Origin of the sequence: Pseudomonas oryzicola (assembly GCF_014269185.2) — a bacterium.
In the GTDB taxonomy this organism is placed as follows: domain Bacteria; phylum Pseudomonadota; class Gammaproteobacteria; order Pseudomonadales; family Pseudomonadaceae; genus Aquipseudomonas; species Aquipseudomonas oryzicola.
Window position 1 is genome coordinate 269,995 of sequence record NZ_JABWRZ020000001.1, and the last position, 20,397, is coordinate 290,391.

Here is a 20,397-nt window from a genome sequence, read left to right on the forward strand (position 1 = left end):
CTTACCCCACTTTCACCATGTGCGGGGCGGCACGCTCGCTGCCCTGGTGGTCCAGGTCACGGCTGACCAGCAGCAGCACCTGGGCGGAGGCGTCGGACACCTGGGCCTTGTAGCCGGCGATGGAACGGGCGAAGACGTTATAGATGACCACGGCCGGGATCGCTGCAACCAGGCCCAGGGCGGTGGCCAGCAGCGCCTCGGCGATGCCCGGAGCAACCACGGCCAGGTTGGTGGTCTGGGTCTTGGCGATGCCGATGAAGCTGTTCATGATGCCCCAAACGGTACCGAACAGGCCGACGAACGGCGCGGTGGAACCGATGGTGGCGAGCACACCAGTGCCGCTGCTCATGGTACGGCCACTGGCGTGTACCAGGCGCTCCAGGCGGAAGCTGACGCGTTCCTTGATGCCTTCCTTTTCCCGGGCATTGGCCGACAGGCGCATCTCTTCAAGGGCATCGTGGACCAGGGTATGGGCCAGGGTGCCCTCCTTGTTGGAGTGATCGCTGGCTTCTTTCAGACTGGCAGATTTCTTCAGCAGGGCGATTTCACCACGCAGGCGACGCTTGGCACCCATCAGCTCGAAGCCTTTGGCAATCCAGATGGTCCAGGTGATGATGGAGGCGATGGCCAGGCCGATCATGACCGCCTTCACCACCACGTCGGCGTTCTTGTACATGCCCCAAGGCGAAAGGTCGTGGGCCATGCCCAGCGAGGTATCTTCAACCAGGGCTTCGACGCTCGGGTCTGCCGCGGTCGGGGCTTGAGCCGGAGTGGCGGTAGGGGTGTCGGCCTTCGGCGCTGCGGCTGGAGCAGCGGGTGCGCTGGCGGCAGCAGGCGTGGCGGTGTTGGCGGTTGGCTCATCGGCCATGGCCACCGGGGCCAGCACCAGGCTGAGGGTCAGCGCGGCGATGGCGCGCCAGGCGCGCGACGGGGTTGGCGAAGCGGAAGGTTGAATACGTGTCATGCTGGCCGGACCTGATGAAGAAAGAGTGAGCGTTCTCCAAGGCCTCGAGGTAGGCCGAGAACAATTTGGCCGCCATTATTGCAAGTAATTCTTGTTAACAAAAGTAATCTTGTTGCTTTTTTCGCCTTTGGTCTAGTCATTCCTCGTGGTGCGTGGCCGGGTTGATCAAGTTGGTCTAGGGAGTTCAGAGATGTCAGACCTTTCCGTGATGGTCGTGGGTTGTGGTGATGTGGGCGGGCGTCTTGCCCGGCAGATGCTGGTGCGCGGCTGGCAGGTAAGCGGCCTGCGTCGCTCGGTGGGGCAATTGCCGGCAGGTGTTGCACCGGTGGCTGCAGACCTGGCCGAGCCATCGATACCGCAAGCCTGGCCGCAGCGTGCGCCGGATTACCTGGTGTATAGCGTGGCGGCCAGCCAGCACGACGAGGCCGGTTACCAGGCAGCCTATGTCGACGGGCTGCGTCATGTGCTGGCCTGGCTGGCCGAACGTGGCCAGCGTCCACGGCGCCTGCTGTTTGTTTCCAGCAGCAGCGTGTATGCGCAAAAGGGCGGGGAATGGATCGACGAGCGTGCAGCCACCGAGCCTGAAGGTTATTCCGGGCGGGTGATGCTGGAAGCTGAGCGGCTTGCCTTGGCCAGCGGCATCCCGGCGACTGTGGTGCGTTTGACCGGCATCTACGGCCCGGGCCGCGAGTGGTTGCTCAGCCAGGTGCGCCAGGGTTACCGCGTGGCCGAAGAGCCGCCGCTTTATGGCAACCGTATTCACGCCGAGGATGCCGCCAGCCTGCTGGCTTTCCTGCTGCAGGCCGATGCCGAAGGCAAGGCGCTGGATGCCTGTTACATCGGCGTCGACGACGACCCCGCGCCGCTGGCCGATGTGGTGGCCTGGCTGCGGGATTACATGGGGGTTACCGAGTGGTCCGATGAACAGCGGGTGCGGCGTACCGGCAGCAAGCGTTGCAGTAATGCGCGGGCGCGGGCGCTGGGCTGGGCGCCGGTGTATCCGAGTTACAAGGAAGGCTATGCGGCGATCCTGGCGGGTAAAAACTAGCCCCCAGGCTTGTGCGGTCCGTGTAGGAGCGGCCTTGTGTCGCGAATGGGCCGCAAAGCGGCCCCAGCAATCTATGTAGTAACGCAGAAATCCTGGGGCCGCTGCGCGCCCCATCGCGACACAAGGCCGCTCCTACAAGGGGCGGCGCTCGGCTCGAGATAAGGCTTCAGTCCTGCTCCAGCAACCACTGGCGCTTGCCGGCCGCCAACACGGGCATCTCGTCCGGCTGCGCACGGTTCACCGCCTGGAAAATCTCCAGCTTGTCGCCATCGCGCTTGAAAATGAAGGGCGCGCCGCGCTGCTCATGCTCCAGCCACAGGCTGTCATTGCTGCCACCCATGGTTGCGCAATCGCCCGCCAGGCACAGGGCGAAACGGTCTGGCCCCGGCAGGCCGGTGATGTTGCCGGTATCGCTGAAGCGCACGCTGGCACCTTTGCCCTGGCCGTCGATGATCTTCCAGTTGCCACCCAGATAAGCCTGGTACAACGCCTTCTCGAAGCTGCTACCCAGTGGCGCATTGGCTGCAGTTGGCGCCTTGGCCCGCACGAAAGTCTGCTTGGCGCCTGTTTGATCGATGGCTTGCAGTTCGTCGCCATCGAGCGACAGCTGCTCGGTCTGGCCGCCCTGGAAGCTGGCCTGCCATTGCTTGTCGGCGGCCCTCAGCTGGCCGTCGACTGCCTCGAAACCATTGCTGTAGCTGGCCTGCTGGCTGGCGACGTCGAGCTTCCACTCGAACACCGGGCCGTGCTCGTCGAGCGCCTGGCGCAGGCTGTCGCCTTTGACCGCCGCGGTGATGGCGTCCTGGTTGATCCAGGTACCGTTGAAGTCTTCGGGTTTGTGGCTGGCGCAGCCGCCCAGAAGCAGGGCTGCCAGCGCTAGAGGCAGTGCTTGACGCATGACGGGTAACCTTGCAGAGGAAGGGAGGGTGACGGGCAGGGCGCCCGTCACCGGGGCATCATTCGATGACCAGAATGGCGTCCATTTCAACCTGGGCGCCTTTTGGCAGCGCGGCAACGCCGATGGCGGCGCGGGCCGGGTACGGCTGCTCGAAGTAGCGGCCCATTACCTCGTTGACCTTGGCGAAGTGGCTCAGGTCGGTGAGGAAGATGTTCAGCTTGACGATGTCCTTGAACGAACCGCCAGCGGCTTCAGCCACGGCCTTGAGGTTCTCGAAGACCTGCACGGTCTGGGCTTCGAAGCCTTCGACCAGTTCCATGGTCTTCGGGTCCAGCGGGATCTGGCCCGACATGTACACGGTGTTGCCGGCCTTGATCGCCTGCGAGTAGGTGCCGATGGCGGCAGGGGCCTTGTCGCTGTTGATGACGGTCTTGCTCATGATGACTCCTTGCGGTTGGCGGACTACGTACGCATACGGGTTATGCGGACCACACCGGTCAGGGTACGCAGCTTCTTGATCACACGCGCCAGGTGCACACGGTCGTGCACGCTGACCACCAGTTGGACCACGCTGATACGGCCGTCGCGTTCGTCCATGCTGATCTTCTCGATGTTGCCGTCGGCGGCGTTGACGCTGCTGGCCAGCAGCGCGATCAGGCCGCGCTGGTGCTCCAGTTCGACACGCAGTTCGACGTTGAACTCACCGGTGATGTCCTTGGCCCAGGAAAGCTGTACGCATTTCTCCGGATTGTGGCGGATTTCACTGATGTTGCGGCAGTTCTCCAGGTGCACGACCATGCCCTTGCCAGCTGACAGGTGGCCGACGATCGGGTCGCCCGGGATCGGCGTGCAGCACTTGGCGTAGCTCAGCACCAGGCCTTCGGTACCGCGGATCGCCAGCGGGCCTTCCGGCGCCGGCAGTTGTTCGCCTTCGGCCGACAGCAGGCGGCGCGCAACCACGTAGGCCATGCGGTTACCCAGGCCGATATCTTCGAGCAGGTCTTCGATCAGCTCCAGGCGGTACTCGGCGAGAATCGCCTGGATGTGCTCCTGAGGGATGCTTTCCAGGCTGCTGTCGAAGCCGGTAAGCACCTTGTTCAGCAGGCGTTCGCCCAGGCTGATGGACTCGGAGCGGCGCTGCTGCTTGAGTGCGTGACGGATGTGCGTGCGCGCTTTGCCGGTAACCACGAAGTTGAGCCAGGCCGGGTTCGGCCGTGCACCCGGGGCGCTGACGATTTCCACCGTCGAGCCGCTTTGCAGCGGCTCGGACAACGGTGCCAGGCGGCGGTTGATGCGGCAGGCGATGCAGCTGTTGCCGACGTCGGTGTGCACCGCGTAGGCGAAGTCGACGGCCGTGGAGCCTTTGGGCAGCTCCATGATGCGGCCCTTGGGTGTGAACACGTAGACCTCGTCCGGGAACAGGTCGATCTTCACGCTCTCGATGAACTCCAGCGAGTTGCCGGCACGTTGCTGCAGTTCGAGGACTCCCTTGACCCACTGGCGAGCACGAGCGTGGCTGCCCTTAGGCTGCTCATCGTCGTTGGACTTGTACAACCAGTGTGCGGCGATACCGTTGTTGGCCATCTCTTCCATTTCGCGGGTGCGGATCTGGATTTCGATGGGTACGCCATGCATGCCGAACAGCGTAGTGTGCAACGACTGGTAGCCGTTGGCCTTGGGGATCGCGATGTAATCCTTGAAGCGACCGGGCAGCGGCTTGTACAGGTTGTGCACGGCGCCGAGTACGCGGTAACAGGTATCGACCTTGTCGACGACGATGCGGAAGGCATACACATCCATGATCTCGTTGAAGGCGCGACGCTTGCCGCGCATCTTCTTGTAGATGCCATAGAGGTGTTTCTGCCGGCCACTGACCTCGCCTTCGATGCCGTCGGCGGCCAGGCAATTGGCCAGCGAGTGCTCGATCTTGGCGACGATTTCCTTACGGTTGCCGCGTGCGCTTTTCACCGCCCGGTGAATCAGCGACGAGCGCATCGGGTGCATGGCCTTGAAGCCCAGGTCCTCGAACTCCACGCGCACGGTGTGCATGCCCAGGCGGTTGGCGATGGGGGCGTAGATTTCGAGGGTTTCCTTGGCAATGCGCCGGCGCTTTTCGCCGGACAGCACTTCCAGGGTGCGCATGTTGTGCAGGCGGTCGGCCAGCTTGACCAGGATCACGCGGATATCGCGCGCCATGGCCATGGCCATCTTCTGGAAGTTCTCGGCTTGCGCCTCGGCCTTGGTCTCGAAGTTCATCTGGGTCAGCTTGCTGACGCCATCGACCAGTTCGGCCACGGTCTCGCCAAACTGCTGGCTGAGGGCTTCCTTGGCGATGCCGGTGTCTTCGATCACATCGTGCAGCATGGCAGCCATCAGGCTCTGATGGTCCATGTGCATGTCGGCGAGGATGCTGGCCACGGCCAGCGGATGGGTCACGTAGGGCTCGCCGCTGCGGCGACGCTGCCCGTCGTGTGCCTGTTCGGCATAGAAATAGGCACGCCGGACCAGGTTGACCTGTTCGGGGCCAAGGTAGGTCGACAGCCGTTCGGCCAAAGCTTCTATACCCGGCATGGGTTCACCTCCTGCCGAGGAAGAGGGCCTTGCGCCGTGCGACGTCGACCAGGCATCAATCAGACAGCCTCGTTGTTCTCGTCCTCGAACGCGGCGAACACCGGATCCTCGGTGACGATCTCTTCAGCGGCGATGAATTCGTTGGTGACGATGCCTTCGGCGATTTCACGCAGGGCAACAACGGTCGGCTTGTCGTTTTCCCACGCGACGCGTGGCTCTTTGCCGCCGGTCGCCAGCTGGCGAGCGCGCTTGGTCGAGAGCATGACCAGCTCAAAGCGGTTATCCACGTGTTCCAGGCAGTCTTCAACAGTTACGCGGGCCATGGTCTTCCTCAGTAGCAAATGCGGTGGGCGTGCAGCCCGATAGTGGGCAGGCGGACTCGATAGTTTAAAAAATCACCAGCCAATAGGGAAGCGCTGTTTTGCCGCGTGGTCATCGCCACCCCCTTGTGGGAGCGGCTTCAGCCGCGAAAGGGCCAGGACAGATACCCTCGATGCATGAACCTGACGATACCCTCAGAGCATCGCGTCACGCAACCGCGGGGTCAGTTCCTCGAACAGGGTCTGCACCGAGCGCAACGCCCGGCAGTCCGGCCGGGTCAGCAGCCACAGCTGGGTATCGCAGCCGGGCAGCGGCCCGCTCAACGCATCCACCCCGGGCAGTGCATGCACCATGTAATCCGGCAGCGCCGCCACGCCCAGCCCGGCCGTGACCAATTGGGCGATGGTCGACATGCCGCTGCACTGGTAGCGCGGGTTCAACCCCGGATGCTGCTGGTTGCGCCAGACCACAGTGGGGTGGTCCTGCATCGAGTCGTCCGGGGCGATCCACGGCACGCTGGCTGGCGATTCGATCAGGCGCTCGCGCCACTGCGGCTGGCCGCAGACCACATACGAGGTAGACCCCAGGTTGCGCCCGACCAGGTGCTCCGGCGGCGTGTTGGTCAGGCGCAGGGCGATGTCGGCATCGCGCCGGCTGAGGTTGGCGAAGGTGTTGGACGTGCCCATTTCCAGCGACAGGGCCGGGTAGTTGGGCATGAACTCGGCCAGCGCCGGCAGCAGCAGGCTGTGCATCACCGCTTCGGTGCAGGTCAGCCGTACCGTACCACTCACCACCTGTTCGCCACTGGTCATGGCAATGCGCGCCGCCTCCAGCGCCTGCTCGGCGCGCTCGGCCTGTTCGGCCAGTGCCTGGGCAGTGTCGGTCGGCAGGTAGCCCTTGCGGCTCTTGACGAACAAGGCCGTGCCCAGCGCCGACTCCAGCCGGCGGATCGAGCGGAACACGGTCGAGACATCGACCTTGAGCAGCTCGGCAGCCTTGGCCAGGGAACGGCCTCGTTCCAACGCCAGGACCAGGGAGAGGTCGGCATGGGTAATCTGATATTGCATTGGTGCACGCTCTGCTTGCCGAATTGCCAATGTCTGTTGCGTTCTGGCCATTTTATAGTGAAACGGCCCCCGGGAATCAATGCGCCCGGTCGGGTAACCAATCCCCACGATGGGAAAGTGAAAAGAACAACAGCTGCAACCATCGTCGCCCGTGAGGCGCCAGCCGTATCCCCACATCGCCGCAGCAAATCATAGGATGTACAGCCATGACGTCGGTAACCCCGTGCGCCAGTTCTTCCAGCGAGATGAGAGACTTCCTCCAGGCCCATCCGGACACGCAGTACGTCGACCTGCTGATTTCCGACATGAACGGCGTGGTACGTGGCAAGCGCATCGAGCGGGCCAGCCTGCACAAGGTGTACGAAAAGGGTATCAACCTGCCAGCGTCATTGTTCGCCCTGGACATCAACGGTTCTACCGTCGAAAGCACCGGGCTGGGCCTGGATATCGGCGATGCCGACCGCATCTGCTTCCCGATCGCGGGTACGCTGTCGGACGAGCCGTGGCAAAAGCGCCCGACCGCCCAACTGCTGATGACCATGCATGAACTGGATGGCCAGCCGTTCTTCGCCGACCCGCGTGAGGTGCTGCGCCAGGTGGTGAGCCGGTTCGACGACCTGGGCCTGGATATCTGTGCCGCGTTCGAGCTGGAGTTCTACCTGATCGACCAGGACAACCTCAACGGTCGCCCGCAGCCGCCGCGCTCGCCCATTTCGGGCAAGCGTCCGCAATCGACCCAGGTGTACCTGATCGACGACCTCGACGAATACGCCGACTGCCTGCAGGACATGCTCGAAGCGGCCAAGGAACAAGGCCTGCCCGCCGACGCCATCGTCAAGGAAAGTGCCCCGGCGCAGTTCGAAGTCAACCTGCACCATGTGGCTGATCCGCTGAAGGCCTGCGACTACGCGATCCTGCTCAAGCGCCTGATCAAGAACGTGGCCTATGACCACGAAATGGACACCACCTTCATGGCCAAGCCCTACCCGGGCCAGGCCGGCAATGGCCTGCACGTGCACATATCGTTGCTGGACAAGAAAACCGGCAAGAACATCTTTGCCAGCGATGACCCGCTGCAAAGCGACGCATTGCGCCATGCCATCGGCGGCGTGCTGGAAACCATGCCGGCATCGATGGCCTTCCTCTGCCCGAACATCAATTCCTATCGCCGTTTCGGCGCGCAGTTCTACGTGCCCAATGCGCCAAGCTGGGGCCTGGACAACCGCACCGTGGCCGTGCGCGTGCCTACCGACAGCAGCGACAATGTTCGCCTGGAGCACCGCGTGGCCGGTGCCGACGCCAACCCCTACCTGATGCTTGCGGCAATCCTCGCTGGTATGCACCACGGCCTGACCAACCAGGTCGAGCCGGGAGCGCCGATCGAAGGCAACTCCTACGAACAGCTGGAGCAGAGCCTGCCGAACAACCTGCGCGATGCCCTGCGCGCGCTGGATGACAGCGAAGTGCTCAACCAATACATCAGCCCGGACTACATCGATATCTTCGTGGCCTGCAAGGAAAGCGAACTGGCCGAATTCGAAGTGTCGATCTCCGACCTCGAATACAACTGGTACCTGCACACGGTGTAAGCCCATGAGCGCAAATGCGGTCCCCTTGATCGGTGTCAGCGCCTGCCGCCAGCAGGTGGGCAAGAACCCGTCGCACACGGTAGGCGACAAGTATGTCGAGGCGGCCGGCTTTGCTGGCTTGCCGCTGATCTTGCCAGCCCGTGACGGTGGCAGTGACACGCAGGCGTTGCTGGCCCGTCTGGACGGCATTGTTTTTACCGGCTCGCCTTCAAATATCGAACCGCATCATTACAATGGCGCCCCCAGCGCGGCTGGCACCCGGCACGATCTGGCGCGCGATCGCCTGACCCTGCCACTGCTGCAGGCCGCCATCGCTGCCGGGGTGCCGGTGTTCTGCATCTGCCGCGGTTATCAGGAGTTGAACGTGGCCTTGGGTGGCAGCTTGCACCAACGCGTGCAGGAGCTGCCCGGTTATCTGGACCACCGCGAACCCGAGGACGCCCCCCTGGAAGTGCAATACGGCCCTCGTCACCCGGTCGGCATCGAGCCTGGCGGGTTGTTCGAGCGCCTGGGCCTGGCTGCGCGGTTCGAGGTCAACTCGCTGCACAGCCAGGGCATCGACCGCCTGGCCCCCGGCCTGCGGGTCGAGGCACGGGCCCCTGATGGCCTGATCGAAGCGGTATCCATGCCTGCGGCGCCGGGCTTCGTACTTGGCGTGCAGTGGCATCCGGAATGGCGATTTACCGAAAACCCGGTCTCGCTGCGCCTGTTCCAGGCGTTTCGCGAGGCTTGTATTGCCTACGCAGCACGGGAGGGCGCACGGCAGAAGGCATTCTGACGTCACCCAAAGGTCTCGGATGACTGATTCCCCGGCAGCAGCTTTCAATGAGTGAAAGCGGGCCTTGTACGCAAGGCCAGTGAAAACAATTCCAAAATCTACGGCAAATACTCATGAGCGATTACACAGAAGCCGGCCGGCCACCCGACGTGGCGGCCGACGCGGGCAATACCCAGCGCAGCAAGGGCCTGGCCAAAGGCCGGCTGGGCTTGCTGGCCAGCGTGGTGCTGGGCATTTCCACCATCGCCCCGGTCTATACCCTGACCGGCGCACTAGGCCCGACCGTGCGCGAAGTGGGCGCCCACCTGCCAGCGGTGTTCATCGTCGGCTTCCTGCCAATGCTGCTGGTCGCCCTCGGTTACCGCGAGCTGAATTCGGCCGAGCCGGACAGCGGCACGTCGTTCACCTGGTCGGCGCGGGCCTTCGGCCCGATGATTGGCTGGATCGGCGGTTGGGGGCTGGTAGTCGCCACTACCATCGTGCTGTCGAACCTGGCAGGCGTGGCCGTCGACTTCTTCTACCTGTTCCTCGGCCAGATCACCGGCCACCACGAGCTGGCGGCGCTGGCCGACAACCTGTTGATCAACGTGGTGACCTGCTGTGTGTTCATCGCCCTGGCGGTATGGATCTGCTGCCGTGGCATCGCCACCACCATGACCGTGCAGTACGGCTTGGTGGCGCTGCAGTTGGTGGTGCTGATCGGTTTTGCCTTTGCCGCCTTCGACGGTACCACCGCGCCGCCGCCGCTGGAGTTCGATTTCGCCTGGTTCAACCCGTTCGGTGTCGAGTCGTTCTCGGCCTTTGCCGCCGGGCTGTCGCTGTCGATCTTCATCTTTTGGGGATGGGACACCTGCCTGACTGTCAGTGAAGAGTCGATAGGCAGTGAAGAGGTGCCGGGCAAGGCGGCCACCTGGACCGTGATGTTGATTCTCGGCCTGTACCTGTTCACTGCAATCGCAACCCTGCAGTTTGCCGGGATCAGCGAGTCTGGCCTGGGCCTGAACAATCCGCGCATCCAGGAGAACGTGTTCGCTCACTTGGCCGGCCCGGTCATGGGGCCGTTGGCGATCCTGATGTCCATCGCCGTGCTGGCCAGTACGGCGGCTTCGCTGCAGTCGACCTTCGTCGCGCCGGCGCGCACGCTGTTGGCCATGGGCTACTACGGCGCGGTACCGCAAAAGTTCGCCAGCGTCTGCCCGCGCTCGCAAACCCCGCGCTACGCCACCATTTGCGCCGGCCTGGCTGCGGGCCTGTTCTACGTGACCATGCGTACCCTGAGCGAGAACGTGCTGGCGGATACCATTACCGCCCTGGGCATGATGATCTGCTTCTACTATTCGCTGACCGCATTCGCCTGCGTCTGGTATTTCCGCGACAGCCTGTTCGACAGCCTGCGTCACTTCGTCATGCGTGGCCTGTGCCCGCTGGTGGGTGGGGTGATTCTGTCGGTGATCTTCGTGCGTACTGCCATCGACAGCGCTTCGCCAGACTTTGGCAGTGGCTCACATGTGGGCGGACTGGGGCTGGTGTTCGTGATTGCCGCGATCATTTCGGTGCTCGGCATCGGGTTGATGATGCTGTCGCGCATGCGCGCACCGGCGTATTTCCTCGGGGCTACCCTGCGTCAGCAGGCTACCCTGTCACTGCAGGAATAAAGCAAAGGGCCGCGTTGCGGCCCAATCGCTGGCTTGTCGGCGATTGGGCTGCAACGCAGCCCCGTGCGGTCTGTCAGGAAAGCAGTTCTTTGAGCAGCCCGCCGTTGCGCTGTTGCTGCTTCTTCAGCAGCAGGCGATTGGAGCGGAACACCGCCTTCAAGTCCTCAAGCGCCACGTCAAAATCATCGTTGATGATCACGTAGTCATATTCGTCGTAGTGCACCATCTCGCTGACCGCTTCTTTCATGCGCCCGGCAATGATCTCTTCACTGTCCTGCCCGCGACCGTCCAGACGATGGCGCAAGGCCTGCTGGCTTGGCGGCAGGATGAATATCGACAACGCCTGCGGCATCAGCTTGCGTACTTGCTGGGCGCCTTGCCAGTCGATTTCCAGAATCAGGTCGTAGCCTTGGTCCAGCGTTTGCTGCAGCGCACTGCGCGAGGTGCCGTAGAAATTGCCGAACACCTCGGCATGCTCCAGGAAGTCACCTTGCGCGATCAGTGCCTTGAACTCCTCGTGGACGACGAAGTGATAGTTCACCCCGTGCTGCTCGCCTGGGCGCATGGCGCGGGTAGTGTGCGAGACCGAGACGCGGATCTGCGTGTCGTCCTTGGTCAGGGCGGTGACCAGGCTGGTCTTGCCGGCGCCGGAAGGGGCCGAAACGATGTAAAGGGTGCCGCTGCTGTGGTTCATGGTCGGGGTGGCCTTACTCGATGTTCTGTACTTGTTCACGCATCTGTTCGATCAATACCTTCAGGTTGACCGCCGCTTGCGTGCTGCGTGGGTCGAAGGCCTTGGAGCCGAGGGTATTGGCCTCGCGGTTGAGTTCCTGCATCAGAAAGTCCAGGCGCCGGCCGGCGGCACCGCCACCCTTGAGCACCCGGCGCACTTCGGTGACGTGGGTGCTGAGGCGGTCGAGTTCCTCGGCCACGTCGCTCTTCTGGGCCAGCAGCACCATCTCCTGCTCCAGGCGCTGCGGGTCGAGTTCGGCCTGGATGTCGCCGAAGCGATCGAGGATCTTCTGTCGCTGTGCCGCCAGCATCTGTGGCACCAGAGCGCGCAGGGTGGTGACTTCACTGGCCATGTTGTCCAGGCGTTCGTTGATCAGCCGGGCCAGCTCCTGACCTTCACGCTGGCGTCCGGCCTTGAGTTCGGCCAGCGCTTCGTTGAACAGTGCCATGGCTTCGGCATTCAGGGCCTGCGGGTCGCTGGCGTCGGCCACCAGCACGCCCGGCCATGACAGCACTTCCAGCGGGTTCAATGGTGCCGGTTGCTTGATCAGGCCGGCCACCTCCTCGGCGGCGGCAACCAGTTGTGCGGCGCGCTCGCGGTCCACCTTCAGCGGTTTGCCGTTGCTGTCGTCGTTGAGGCGCAAGGTGCATTCCACCTTGCCGCGTGACAGCCCTTGGCGCAGGCCTTCACGCACGGCGCCCTCCAGGTCGCGCAGGGCTTCGGGCAGGCGCAGGTGCGGCTCCAGGTAACGGTGATTGACCGAACGCAGCTCCCAGACCAGGGTGCCTTGGCTGCCGGCGCGCTCGACACGAGCAAAAGCGGTCATGCTGTGCACCATGGGGAGTACCTCGCGTAGATGAATGAACGGTGGGAGCCTCTCGGCTGCAAGGCGCAGGATTGTAGCGCAGTGGCGCCTTGGCGCCCAATCCACCCATGTTACCGAGGGCTGACAACGGCAGCAGGAAAAGGCGACGGGCAGCGCCGGGCGCGACAATAGGCATGTCCTCCCCGGGCCGTGGGCTCTATAATGCTCGGCAGATTCAAAGTCCCAGTACAGGTATCCCAGATGAAACGTCCAAGTGGTCGCGCCGCCGATCAGCTCCGCTCGATCCGCATCACCCGCAGCTACACCAAGCACGCCGAAGGGTCGGTACTGGTCGAGTTCGGTGACACCAAGGTCATCTGCACGGTCAGTGTGGAAAACGGTGTGCCGCGCTTCCTCAAAGGGCAAGGCCAGGGCTGGCTGACCGCCGAGTACGGCATGTTGCCGCGTTCCACCGGCGAGCGTAACCAGCGCGAAGCCAGCCGTGGCAAACAGGGTGGCCGCACCCTGGAAATCCAGCGCCTGATCGGCCGTTCGCTGCGCGCTGCGCTGGACATGAGCAAACTCGGTGACATCACCCTGTACGTCGACTGCGACGTGATTCAGGCCGATGGCGGTACCCGCACCGCATCCATCACCGGTGCCATGGTCGCCCTGTGCGATGCCCTGGCGGTCATCAAGAAGCGCGGCGGCCTGAAAGCCGGCAACCCGCTCAAGCATATGATCGCCGCCGTATCGGTGGGCATGTACCAGAGCGAAGCCGTGCTCGACCTGGACTACCTGGAAGACTCCGCCGCCGAGACCGACCTGAACGTGGTGATGACCAGCGCTGGTGGTTTCATCGAAGTGCAGGGTACTGCCGAAGGCGCGCCGTTCCAGCCGGAAGACTTCAATGCCATGCTCGCCCTGGCACAGAAGGGCATGGCTGAAATCTTCGAACTGCAGCAGGCCGCACTGGCCGACTGAACCCAGCCAAGGAGGGTGCGGGGCATGAGCGATTCCAACCTGTCGATCACCCCGCCCAATGCCGAGGTCCGGCAGTGGGCGATGTTCTGTCACCTTTCTGCACTGCTGGGCCTGGTGGTTCCGCTCGGGCACTTGCTGGGCCCGCTGGTGCTGTGGCACCTCAAGCGCGAGCAAGACCCTTTCATCGATGCCCAGGGCAAGGAGGCGCTGAACTTTCAGATCAGCGTGACCATTGCCGGGTTCATCTGCTTCCTGCTGATGTTCGTGTTCATCGGGCTGATGCTGTTCGCCATGCTGATGGTCGCGGTGCTGGTGCTGATCATCATTGCGGCGGTGCGGGCCAATGAAGGTAAGCCGTATCGTTACCCGATGATCTGGCGGCCGATCAAATAGCAATTGGGGCCGCAAAGCGGCCCCAATCTGCTTTCAGATGGTCAACGTCCAGTCATAGTCGACGATCAGCGGCGCATGCTGGGAGAAGCGCGGCTGACGCGGCAGGCGGGCATTGCGCACGAAACGGCGCAGGCCCGGGGTGAGGATCTGGTAGTCGAACCGGTAGCCCAGGTTGAGCATTTCGGCCTGCTCGTTGTCCGGCCACCAGCTGTACTGGTCGCCTTCACGGCTGACTTCGCGCAGGGCGTCGATATAACCCATCTCGCCGGTGATCGCATCCATCCAGGCGCGCTCCGGCGCCAGGAAACCGGGCGACTGCTGGCTGTCACGCCAGTTCTTGATGTCGAGCTTCTGCTGCGCCACGTAGAACGAGCCGCAGTAGATGTACTCACGACGCTTGCGCCGCTGCTTGTCCAGGTACTTGGCGAAGTCGTCCATCAACTTGAACTTCTGGTTCAAGTCTTCGTCGCCGTTCATACCCGAAGGCAGCAGCAGGCTGGCAATACTGACTTTGTCGAAATCTGCTTGCAGGTAACGCCCGTAGCGGTCGGCTGTCTCGAAGCCCAGGCCGGTGATGACTGCCTTGGGCTGCATGCGCGAATACAGGGCCACACCACCTTGGGCAGGCACCTCCGCGTCGCAGGCATAAAGGAAATAGCCATCGAGCTGGAAAGCTGGGTCATCGAGTTCAAAGGCCGAGGCGCGGGTATCCTGAAGGCAGATGACGTCGGCATTCTGGGCTTGCAGCCAGCTGAGCAAACCACGCTCGGCCGCAGCCTGAATGCCATTTACGTTCACACTGATGATCCGCATAAATGGCCCCAAAAATCTCGTGCGTGTATGATACCCGAGCTCAACCCATTTAGCTAAATCCGTGGTGTCCGGGACTATTCATGCAGCCGTATCAGCGCGACTTCATCCGTTTTGCCATCGATCGCGGGGTACTGCGTTTCGGTGAATTCACTCTGAAATCGGGGCGTACCAGCCCGTATTTCTTCAATGCCGGCCTGTTCAACAGTGGTTCTGCCCTGGCCCAGCTGGGCCGTTGCTATGCGGCGGCCATCGTCGACAGCAAGATCCCGTTCGACGTGCTGTTCGGCCCGGCCTACAAGGGTATCCCGCTGGCGGCGGCGACTGCCGTGGCCCTGGCCGAGCAGCACCAGCTCGACGTGCCATGGTGCTTCAACCGCAAGGAAGCCAAGGACCACGGCGAAGGCGGCAGCCTGGTTGGCGCCCCGCTGGCCGGTGAAGTGCTGATCATCGACGACGTGATCACTGCCGGTACGGCCATCCGTGAAGTCATGCAGATCATCAACGCCCAGCAGGCCAAGGCCGCTGGTGTGCTGATCGCGCTGAACCGCGAAGAGCGTGGCAATGGCGAACTGTCGGCGATCCAGGAAGTGGAGCGCGACTTCGGCATTCCGGTGGTCAGCATCGTTTCGCTGACCCAGGTGCTGGAGTTCCTCGCCGATGACCCGCAGCTGAAGCAGCATCTGCCGGCGGTCGAGGCTTACCGGGCGCAGTACGGGATCTGATCCGGGCCTGGAAATGAAAAAGGCGACCTTCTTGTGAAGGTCGCCTTTTTTGTTTCTGCTGCACCGGCGATAGGGCCAGTGCAGGCTAACCAACCAATCAGCGCTGCTTGCGGTTGGTAATCAGGGTACCCACGCCACTGTCGGTGAAGATCTCCAGCAGCACCGCATTCGGCACACGGCCGTCGATGATGTGCGAGCTGTTGACGCCGCCCTGCACGGCATCCAGCGCGCATTTGATCTTCGGCAGCATGCCGCCGTAGATGGTGCCGTCGGCGATCAGTTCGTTGACCTGCTCGGTGGTCAGGCCGGTCAGCACCTGGCCTTGCTTGTCCATCAGGCCGGCGATATTGGTCAGCAGCATCAGCTTCTCGGCTTTCAGCGCCTCGGCCACCTTGCCTGCCACCAGGTCGGCGTTGATGTTGTACGACTCACCATTGGCCCCCACACCGATCGGCGCGATCACCGGGATGAAGTCGCCCTTCACCAGCATGTTGAGCAGGTCGGTGTTCACGCTCACCACTTCGCCGACGTGGCCGATGTCGATGATTTCCGGAGTGGTCATCTCGGGCGTCTGGCGGCTGACGGTCAGCTTGCGGGCGCGGATCAGCTCCGCGTCCTTGCCGGTCAGGCCGATGGCGCTGCCGCCGTGGCGGTTGATCAGGTTGACGATGTCCTTGTTGACCTGGCCGCCCAGCACCATCTCCACCACATCCATGGTCGCCGCGTCGGTGACGCGCATGCCGTCGATGAAATGGCTTTCGATCGACAGGCGCTTGAGCAGATCGCCAATCTGCGGGCCGCCACCGTGGACCACCACCGGGTTGATGCCTACAGCCTTCATCAGCACGATGTCACGGGCGAAGCCGGTCTTGAGCTCCTCGCTCTCCATCGCGTTGCCGCCGTACTTGATCACCAGGGTCTTGCCGACAAAGCGGCGAATGTAAGGCAGTGCTTCGGACAAAACCTCGGCTACATGGGAAGCGGCATCGCGATCGAGGGTCATGCAGGGCTCCTGTAAGGAACAGATAGTCGGTCAGAACGGCAGTTGCAGCTCAGGCTCTACCCGCAGCAACTGGGTACGGAAAACATCCTTGATACGTTGCAATTCGGCGTCGCTGTCGGCCTCGAAGCGCAGCACCAGCACCGGGGTGGTGTTGGAGGCGCGAACCAGGCCCCAGCCGTGGGCGTAATCCACCCGCACACCGTCGATGGTGGTCAGGTTGGCTTCGCCCCAGTCGGCGTCGCGTTGCAGTGCATCAATGATGCTGAATTTACCCTCGTCGGTCACATCAATATTGATTTCCGGCGTGGAAATATCGTTCGGGAAGGCGGCGAACAGGTTTTCGGCGCTTTGCCCGGCCTTGCTGAGGATCTCCAGCAGGCGCGCGGCGCTGTAGATACCGTCATCGAAACCGTACCAGCGCTCCTTGATGAAGATGTGACCGCTCATCTCGCCAGCCAGCAGCGAGCCGGACTGCTTCATCTTCTTCTTGATCAGCGAGTGGCCGGTTTTCCACATCAACGCGCGGCCGCCATGCTGTTCGATCAGCGGGGTCAGGCGGCGGGTGCATTTGACGTCGAAGATGATCTCGGCACCTGGGTTACGCGACAGCACGTCCTGGGCGAACAGCATCAGCAGACGGTCGGGGTAGACGATGCTGCCGGTGTTGGTCACCACGCCGACACGGTCGCCGTCACCGTCGAAGGCCAGGCCGATGTCGGCACCGGTTTCCTTGACCTTGGCAATCAGGTCCTCGAGGTTTTCCGGCTTGCCCGGGTCCGGGTGGTGGTTGGGGAAGTTGCCGTCGACCTCGCAGAACAGCGGGATCACTTCGCAGCCCAGGGCTTCGATCAATTGCGGCGCGATCACGCCAGCGGCACCATTGCCGCAATCCACCACCACCTTGAGCTTCTTCGCCAGCTTCACGTCATCGACAATCTGCTGGAAGTAGCGGTCAAGGATCTCGACCTTTTCCACGCGGCCATCGGCGCGGCTCAGGTTGTTGGTTTTCAGGCGTGTCAGCAGGGCCTGGATCTGTTCGTTGGCGAGGGTGTCACCGGCAATCACGATCTTGAAACCGTTGTAGTCCGACGGGTTGTGGCTGCCGGTCAGCATCACCCCGGACTTGCCAGCCAGCACGTTGGCCGCGTAGTACAGGGCCGGGGTGGGCACCAGGCCGACGTCGCTGACGTGGCATCCGGCGTCGACCAGGCCCTTGATCAGCTCTTCGACCAGCATCGGGCCGGACAGACGGCCATCGCGGCCGACCGAAACCTGCGGCTCGCCCTGGGCAAGGCTCTGTGCACCGATGGCGCGGCCGATCCAGTAGGCGGTTTCGGCGTGAAGGGTCTTGCCGACCACGCCGCGGATGTCATACGCGCGGAAAATGCTGTCTGGCAGTGCGGCGGGGACCAGGTGGGCCATGTCGTTCATCTCTGGAAGCTCCATTAGTCAAAGGCTTTCTGGGCAGGCGCAAACTGAACGCTTGGACGGTGGTTTCGCCAGAGAGTTCGCCATCCTTGGCCTGAACGGTCATTTCTCGGCTCAGTGGCTGCCGGAATGGCCGAAGCCGCCAGCGCCGCGCTGGCTTTCATCGAACGCTTCGACGATGTCGAAATGGGCCTGTACCACCGGTACCAGCACCAGCTGGGCAATGCGCTCGCCAACGGCGATGGTGAACGGTGTGTTGCCGCGGTTCCAGCACGACACCATCAACTCGCCCTGGTAGTCCGAGTCGATCAGCCCGACCAGGTTGCCAAGCACGATGCCGTGCTTATGGCCCAGGCCCGAGCGCGGCAAGATCACCGCCGCCAGGCCAGGGTCGCCGATGTAGATCGACAGGCCGGTGGGGATCAGCAGGGTCTGGCCTGGCTCGAGGACGGTGTCTTCCTTGAGCAGGGCGCGCAGGTCCAGGCCGGCGGAGCCGGGGGTGGCGTACTGCGGCAGGGGGAATTCGGTGCCCAGGCGTGGGTCGAGGATCTTGGCTTGAAGAGCGTGCATGTAACTTATTGAACCTGATTGAGTCGTTCGGCGATGAAGGCGACCAGTTGCCGGGCAATCTTGCCCTTGCTGGTCTGCGCGAAGAGGGTCTGGTGCTGCTGGCGGTCGATCACGGTCAAGGCGTTCTCCTCGCTGTTGAAGCCGATGCTGGGGTTGGCCACATCATTGGCGACGATCAGGTCGAGGTTCTTGTCCTTGAGCTTGCGCGTGGCGTAATCGAGCAAGTGCTCGGTCTCGGCGGCGAAACCGACGCTGAACGGGCGGTCGGTGCGGCCAGCGATGGTGGCAAGGATATCGGGATTGCGCACCATCTGCAGCAGCATGCCGTCGCCGGTCGTAGGATCTTTCTTCAATTTTTGCGTGGCAACGACTTCCGGGCGGTAGTCCGCAACTGCCGCAGAGGCGATGAACAGGTCGCACGGCATGGCCGCTTCACAGGCCGCGAGCATGTCCCGCGCGCTGACCACGTCGATACGGCTGACCCGGTCGGGGGTCGGCAGGTGCACCGGGCCAGTGACGAGGGTGACCCGAGCCCCGGCTTCGGCGGCCGCTTCAGCCAAGGCGAAGCCCATCTTGCCGGAGCTATGATTGGTGATGTAGCGCACCGGGTCGATGTTTTCCTGGGTCGGGCCGGCAGTGATCAGCACGTGCTTGCCGGTCAGGGCCTGGCGCTTGAAGCTTTCCGCGGCACACCAGGCCAGGTCGGTGGCTTCGAGCATGCGGCCCAGGCCGACGTCGCCACAGGCTTGGCTGCCGGACGCTGGGCCGAACACCTGGATGCCCCGGCTCTTGAGCAGTTCGAGGTTGGCCTGGGTGGCCGGGTCGCGCCACATGGCCTGGTTCATGGCCGGGGCCACGGCGACAGTGGCATCGGTAGCCAGTACCAAGGTGGTCAGCAGGTCGTCTGCCATGCCCTGGGCCATGCGCGCCATGAGATCGGCGGTGGCCGGGGCGATCAGCACCAGGTCGGCCCACTTGGCCAGTTCGATATGGCCCATGGCCGCTTCGGCAGCAGGGTCCAGCAGGTCCATGTGCACCGGGTGGCCCGACAGTGCCTGCAGGGTCAGCGGGGTGATGAACTCTGCACCACCACGGGTCATGACGACGCGCACCTGCGCGCCGTGCTCCAGGAGTCGGCGAATCAGTTCGGCGCTTTTGTAGGCGGCAATGCCGCCACCCACGCCGAGAACGATGCGCTTGCGATACAGCCGCTGCATAGGCTTGCCTTTTTCCAGTGAGAGCGGGCGACGACGTTTGGGAATGCCTGCGGCAGAACGTCGCATGTACGAGGCGAAATAGATTAACACAGGGCCGAAATCGGCCGCAGCAAGGGCAGAGGGGCGGGATGAATATCAGGGAGTGGCCGGCTGAAGAGCGGCCGAGGGAGAAGTTGCTGCAGCGTGGGGCCGGAAGCCTGACGGACGCGGAATTGCTGGCTGTATTTCTCGGCTCAGGTGTGCGTGGGCGCAATGTCGTGGAGCTGGCGCGAGGTCTGCTCGTGAAGTTCGGGGGGTTGCGCCAGTTGCTGGAGGCCGACCGTGAGGCTTTCGTCGGCGAGCTTGGGTTGGGCCCGGTGAGGTACAGCCAGTTGCAGGCGCTGCTGGAGATCGGGCGCAGGCACCTTGCAACTTCGATTGAGCGTGAATCCGCGATGGACAGCCCGGCAACGGTGAGGCGCTATTTGAAAGCGATGCTGCGACATGAAGTCAGCGAGGTGTTCGGATGCCTCTTTCTCGATACCAAGCACAGGCCGTTGGCGTTTGAGATCCTCTTCCGAGGCACGATAGATCGGGCCAGCGTCTACCCGCGGGAAGTGGTGCGGCGGGCATTGCTGCATAACGCAGCGGCCTTGATCCTGTGCCACAACCACCCCTCGGGCAACAGTGAGCCCAGCCAGGACGATGTGCATTTGACCCTGTCGTTGAAGCGGGGGCTGGCGTTGATCGATGTGCGGGTGCTGGATCACATCATCATCGGTGATGGGGAGCCGCTGTCGATGGTCGAGCATGGGTGGATTGTGGCTTAGGCATTTGTGCTGCCTGGCCCGGTCCTTTC

Annotated in this window: 20 protein-coding genes and 1 pseudogene; 8 read left to right on the forward strand and 13 right to left on the reverse strand. The window is 63.1% G+C overall.

All coding sequences use genetic code 11. The features are described from left to right. Position 1: 1 nt before the first annotated feature. Entirely contained in the window at positions 2–964 is a 963-nt protein-coding gene (gene exbB / locus HU760_RS01295; protein ID WP_186671837.1) for a tonB-system energizer ExbB, read from the reverse strand. Between the two features lie 190 nt (positions 965–1,154). Here exbB and HU760_RS01300 point away from each other — a divergent pair, with 190 nt between their 5' ends. Next, complete coding sequence (locus tag HU760_RS01300; protein WP_186671839.1) at positions 1,155–2,012, forward strand: SDR family oxidoreductase; 858 nt, start codon at positions 1,155–1,157, stop codon at positions 2,010–2,012. Between the two features lie 166 nt (positions 2,013–2,178). On the opposite strand, the gene HU760_RS01305 is transcribed toward HU760_RS01300, so the two are convergent. The 5 genes from HU760_RS01305 to HU760_RS01325 all read right to left on the reverse strand — a co-directional run bounded on the left by HU760_RS01305 (position 2,179) and on the right by HU760_RS01325 (position 6,869). After that, positions 2,179–2,910: a hypothetical protein gene (locus tag HU760_RS01305; protein WP_186671841.1), complete on the reverse strand. Its 732-nt coding sequence runs from the start codon at positions 2,908–2,910 to the stop codon at positions 2,179–2,181. 58 nt (positions 2,911–2,968) lie between these two features. After that, on the reverse strand, positions 2,969–3,349 hold the full coding sequence (locus HU760_RS01310) for a RidA family protein (protein WP_009684531.1): 381 nt from the start codon (positions 3,347–3,349) through the stop codon (positions 2,969–2,971). Positions 3,350–3,372: 23 nt separating this feature from the next. Beyond that, positions 3,373–5,481 carry a bifunctional GTP diphosphokinase/guanosine-3',5'-bis pyrophosphate 3'-pyrophosphohydrolase gene (spoT, locus tag HU760_RS01315; RefSeq protein ID WP_186671842.1) on the reverse strand — a complete coding sequence of 703 codons (2,109 nt, stop codon included), beginning with the start codon at positions 5,479–5,481 and terminating at the stop codon, positions 3,373–3,375. A 59-nt stretch (positions 5,482–5,540) separates the two neighbouring features. Next, on the reverse strand, positions 5,541–5,804 hold the full coding sequence (rpoZ, locus tag HU760_RS01320; protein WP_003253383.1) for a DNA-directed RNA polymerase subunit omega: 264 nt from the start codon (positions 5,802–5,804) through the stop codon (positions 5,541–5,543). Between the two features lie 192 nt (positions 5,805–5,996). Continuing rightward, positions 5,997–6,869, reverse strand: a complete 873-nt coding sequence (locus HU760_RS01325; protein WP_186671844.1) for a LysR family transcriptional regulator — start codon at positions 6,867–6,869, stop codon at positions 5,997–5,999. A 245-nt stretch (positions 6,870–7,114) separates the two neighbouring features. Between HU760_RS01325 and HU760_RS01330 the strand changes: the two genes are divergently transcribed. The 3 genes from HU760_RS01330 to HU760_RS01340 all read left to right on the forward strand — a co-directional run bounded on the left by HU760_RS01330 (position 7,115) and on the right by HU760_RS01340 (position 10,891). Continuing rightward, positions 7,115–8,458 (forward strand): glutamine synthetase family protein, encoded by a 1,344-nt coding sequence (locus HU760_RS01330; RefSeq protein ID WP_437179846.1) that lies wholly within the window; start codon positions 7,115–7,117, stop codon positions 8,456–8,458. 4 nt (positions 8,459–8,462) lie between these two features. Beyond that, positions 8,463–9,236: a gamma-glutamyl-gamma-aminobutyrate hydrolase family protein gene (locus HU760_RS01335; RefSeq protein WP_186671848.1), complete on the forward strand. Its 774-nt coding sequence runs from the start codon at positions 8,463–8,465 to the stop codon at positions 9,234–9,236. Positions 9,237–9,349: 113 nt separating this feature from the next. Then, positions 9,350–10,891, forward strand: a complete 1,542-nt coding sequence (locus HU760_RS01340) for an APC family permease (protein ID WP_186671850.1) — start codon at positions 9,350–9,352, stop codon at positions 10,889–10,891. 73 nt (positions 10,892–10,964) lie between these two features. On the opposite strand, the gene gmk is transcribed toward HU760_RS01340, so the two are convergent. Then, positions 10,965–11,585 carry a guanylate kinase gene (gene gmk / locus HU760_RS01345; RefSeq protein WP_186671852.1) on the reverse strand — a complete coding sequence of 207 codons (621 nt, stop codon included), beginning with the start codon at positions 11,583–11,585 and terminating at the stop codon, positions 10,965–10,967. Between the two features lie 13 nt (positions 11,586–11,598). Then, positions 11,599–12,462: a YicC/YloC family endoribonuclease gene (locus tag HU760_RS01350; RefSeq protein ID WP_186671854.1), complete on the reverse strand. Its 864-nt coding sequence runs from the start codon at positions 12,460–12,462 to the stop codon at positions 11,599–11,601. Between the two features lie 228 nt (positions 12,463–12,690). On the opposite strand from HU760_RS01350, the gene rph reads away from it, so the two are divergent. Then, positions 12,691–13,413 (forward strand): ribonuclease PH, encoded by a 723-nt coding sequence (rph, locus tag HU760_RS01355; RefSeq protein WP_186671856.1) that lies wholly within the window; start codon positions 12,691–12,693, stop codon positions 13,411–13,413. A gap of 24 nt (positions 13,414–13,437) precedes the next feature. Next, entirely contained in the window at positions 13,438–13,806 is a 369-nt protein-coding gene (locus HU760_RS01360) for a DUF4870 domain-containing protein (RefSeq protein WP_186671858.1), read from the forward strand. A 33-nt stretch (positions 13,807–13,839) separates the two neighbouring features. Here HU760_RS01360 and crc read toward each other — a convergent pair whose 3' ends face one another. Beyond that, complete coding sequence (gene crc, locus HU760_RS01365) at positions 13,840–14,619, reverse strand: catabolite repression control protein Crc (protein WP_186671859.1); 780 nt, start codon at positions 14,617–14,619, stop codon at positions 13,840–13,842. Positions 14,620–14,699: 80 nt separating this feature from the next. Here crc and pyrE point away from each other — a divergent pair, with 80 nt between their 5' ends. Then, positions 14,700–15,341 (forward strand): orotate phosphoribosyltransferase, encoded by a 642-nt coding sequence (gene pyrE / locus HU760_RS01370; RefSeq protein ID WP_170033799.1) that lies wholly within the window; start codon positions 14,700–14,702, stop codon positions 15,339–15,341. Positions 15,342–15,438: 97 nt separating this feature from the next. Here the strand turns inward: pyrE and argB are convergent, their stop codons facing one another. The 4 genes and pseudogenes from argB to coaBC form a co-directional block, all read right to left on the reverse strand. Then, on the reverse strand, positions 15,439–16,344 hold the full coding sequence (gene argB / locus HU760_RS01375) for an acetylglutamate kinase (protein ID WP_186671861.1): 906 nt from the start codon (positions 16,342–16,344) through the stop codon (positions 15,439–15,441). Positions 16,345–16,374: 30 nt separating this feature from the next. Next, positions 16,375–17,742, reverse strand: a pseudogene (locus tag HU760_RS01380) (phosphomannomutase/phosphoglucomutase); the annotation flags it as partial. A gap of 144 nt (positions 17,743–17,886) precedes the next feature. Further along, positions 17,887–18,342: a dUTP diphosphatase gene (dut, locus tag HU760_RS01385; protein ID WP_015272329.1), complete on the reverse strand. Its 456-nt coding sequence runs from the start codon at positions 18,340–18,342 to the stop codon at positions 17,887–17,889. Between the two features lie 5 nt (positions 18,343–18,347). Beyond that, positions 18,348–19,559: a bifunctional phosphopantothenoylcysteine decarboxylase/phosphopantothenate--cysteine ligase CoaBC gene (gene coaBC / locus HU760_RS01390; protein WP_186671865.1), complete on the reverse strand. Its 1,212-nt coding sequence runs from the start codon at positions 19,557–19,559 to the stop codon at positions 18,348–18,350. A gap of 128 nt (positions 19,560–19,687) precedes the next feature. On the opposite strand from coaBC, the gene radC reads away from it, so the two are divergent. Continuing rightward, on the forward strand, positions 19,688–20,368 hold the full coding sequence (radC, locus tag HU760_RS01395) for a RadC family protein (protein ID WP_039612333.1): 681 nt from the start codon (positions 19,688–19,690) through the stop codon (positions 20,366–20,368). Positions 20,369–20,397: the final 29 nt, after the last annotated feature.

Coding starts and splice junctions, on each gene's coding strand:
- exbB (WP_186671837.1), bottom strand. CDS start 964: ATGACACGTATTCAACCTTCCGCTTCGCCAACCCCGTCGCGCGCCTGG.
- HU760_RS01300 (WP_186671839.1), top strand. CDS start 1,155: ATGTCAGACCTTTCCGTGATGGTCGTGGGTTGTGGTGATGTGGGCGGG.
- HU760_RS01305 (WP_186671841.1), bottom strand. CDS start 2,910: ATGCGTCAAGCACTGCCTCTAGCGCTGGCAGCCCTGCTTCTGGGCGGC.
- HU760_RS01310 (WP_009684531.1), bottom strand. CDS start 3,349: ATGAGCAAGACCGTCATCAACAGCGACAAGGCCCCTGCCGCCATCGGC.
- spoT (WP_186671842.1), bottom strand. CDS start 5,481: ATGCCGGGTATAGAAGCTTTGGCCGAACGGCTGTCGACCTACCTTGGC.
- rpoZ (WP_003253383.1), bottom strand. CDS start 5,804: ATGGCCCGCGTAACTGTTGAAGACTGCCTGGAACACGTGGATAACCGC.
- HU760_RS01325 (WP_186671844.1), bottom strand. CDS start 6,869: ATGCAATATCAGATTACCCATGCCGACCTCTCCCTGGTCCTGGCGTTG.
- HU760_RS01330 (WP_437179846.1), top strand. CDS start 7,115: ATGAGAGACTTCCTCCAGGCCCATCCGGACACGCAGTACGTCGACCTG.
- HU760_RS01335 (WP_186671848.1), top strand. CDS start 8,463: ATGAGCGCAAATGCGGTCCCCTTGATCGGTGTCAGCGCCTGCCGCCAG.
- HU760_RS01340 (WP_186671850.1), top strand. CDS start 9,350: ATGAGCGATTACACAGAAGCCGGCCGGCCACCCGACGTGGCGGCCGAC.
- gmk (WP_186671852.1), bottom strand. CDS start 11,585: ATGAACCACAGCAGCGGCACCCTTTACATCGTTTCGGCCCCTTCCGGC.
- HU760_RS01350 (WP_186671854.1), bottom strand. CDS start 12,462: ATGGTGCACAGCATGACCGCTTTTGCTCGTGTCGAGCGCGCCGGCAGC.
- rph (WP_186671856.1), top strand. CDS start 12,691: ATGAAACGTCCAAGTGGTCGCGCCGCCGATCAGCTCCGCTCGATCCGC.
- HU760_RS01360 (WP_186671858.1), top strand. CDS start 13,438: ATGAGCGATTCCAACCTGTCGATCACCCCGCCCAATGCCGAGGTCCGG.
- crc (WP_186671859.1), bottom strand. CDS start 14,619: ATGCGGATCATCAGTGTGAACGTAAATGGCATTCAGGCTGCGGCCGAG.
- pyrE (WP_170033799.1), top strand. CDS start 14,700: ATGCAGCCGTATCAGCGCGACTTCATCCGTTTTGCCATCGATCGCGGG.
- argB (WP_186671861.1), bottom strand. CDS start 16,344: ATGACCCTCGATCGCGATGCCGCTTCCCATGTAGCCGAGGTTTTGTCC.
- dut (WP_015272329.1), bottom strand. CDS start 18,342: ATGCACGCTCTTCAAGCCAAGATCCTCGACCCACGCCTGGGCACCGAA.
- coaBC (WP_186671865.1), bottom strand. CDS start 19,559: ATGCAGCGGCTGTATCGCAAGCGCATCGTTCTCGGCGTGGGTGGCGGC.
- radC (WP_039612333.1), top strand. CDS start 19,688: ATGAATATCAGGGAGTGGCCGGCTGAAGAGCGGCCGAGGGAGAAGTTG.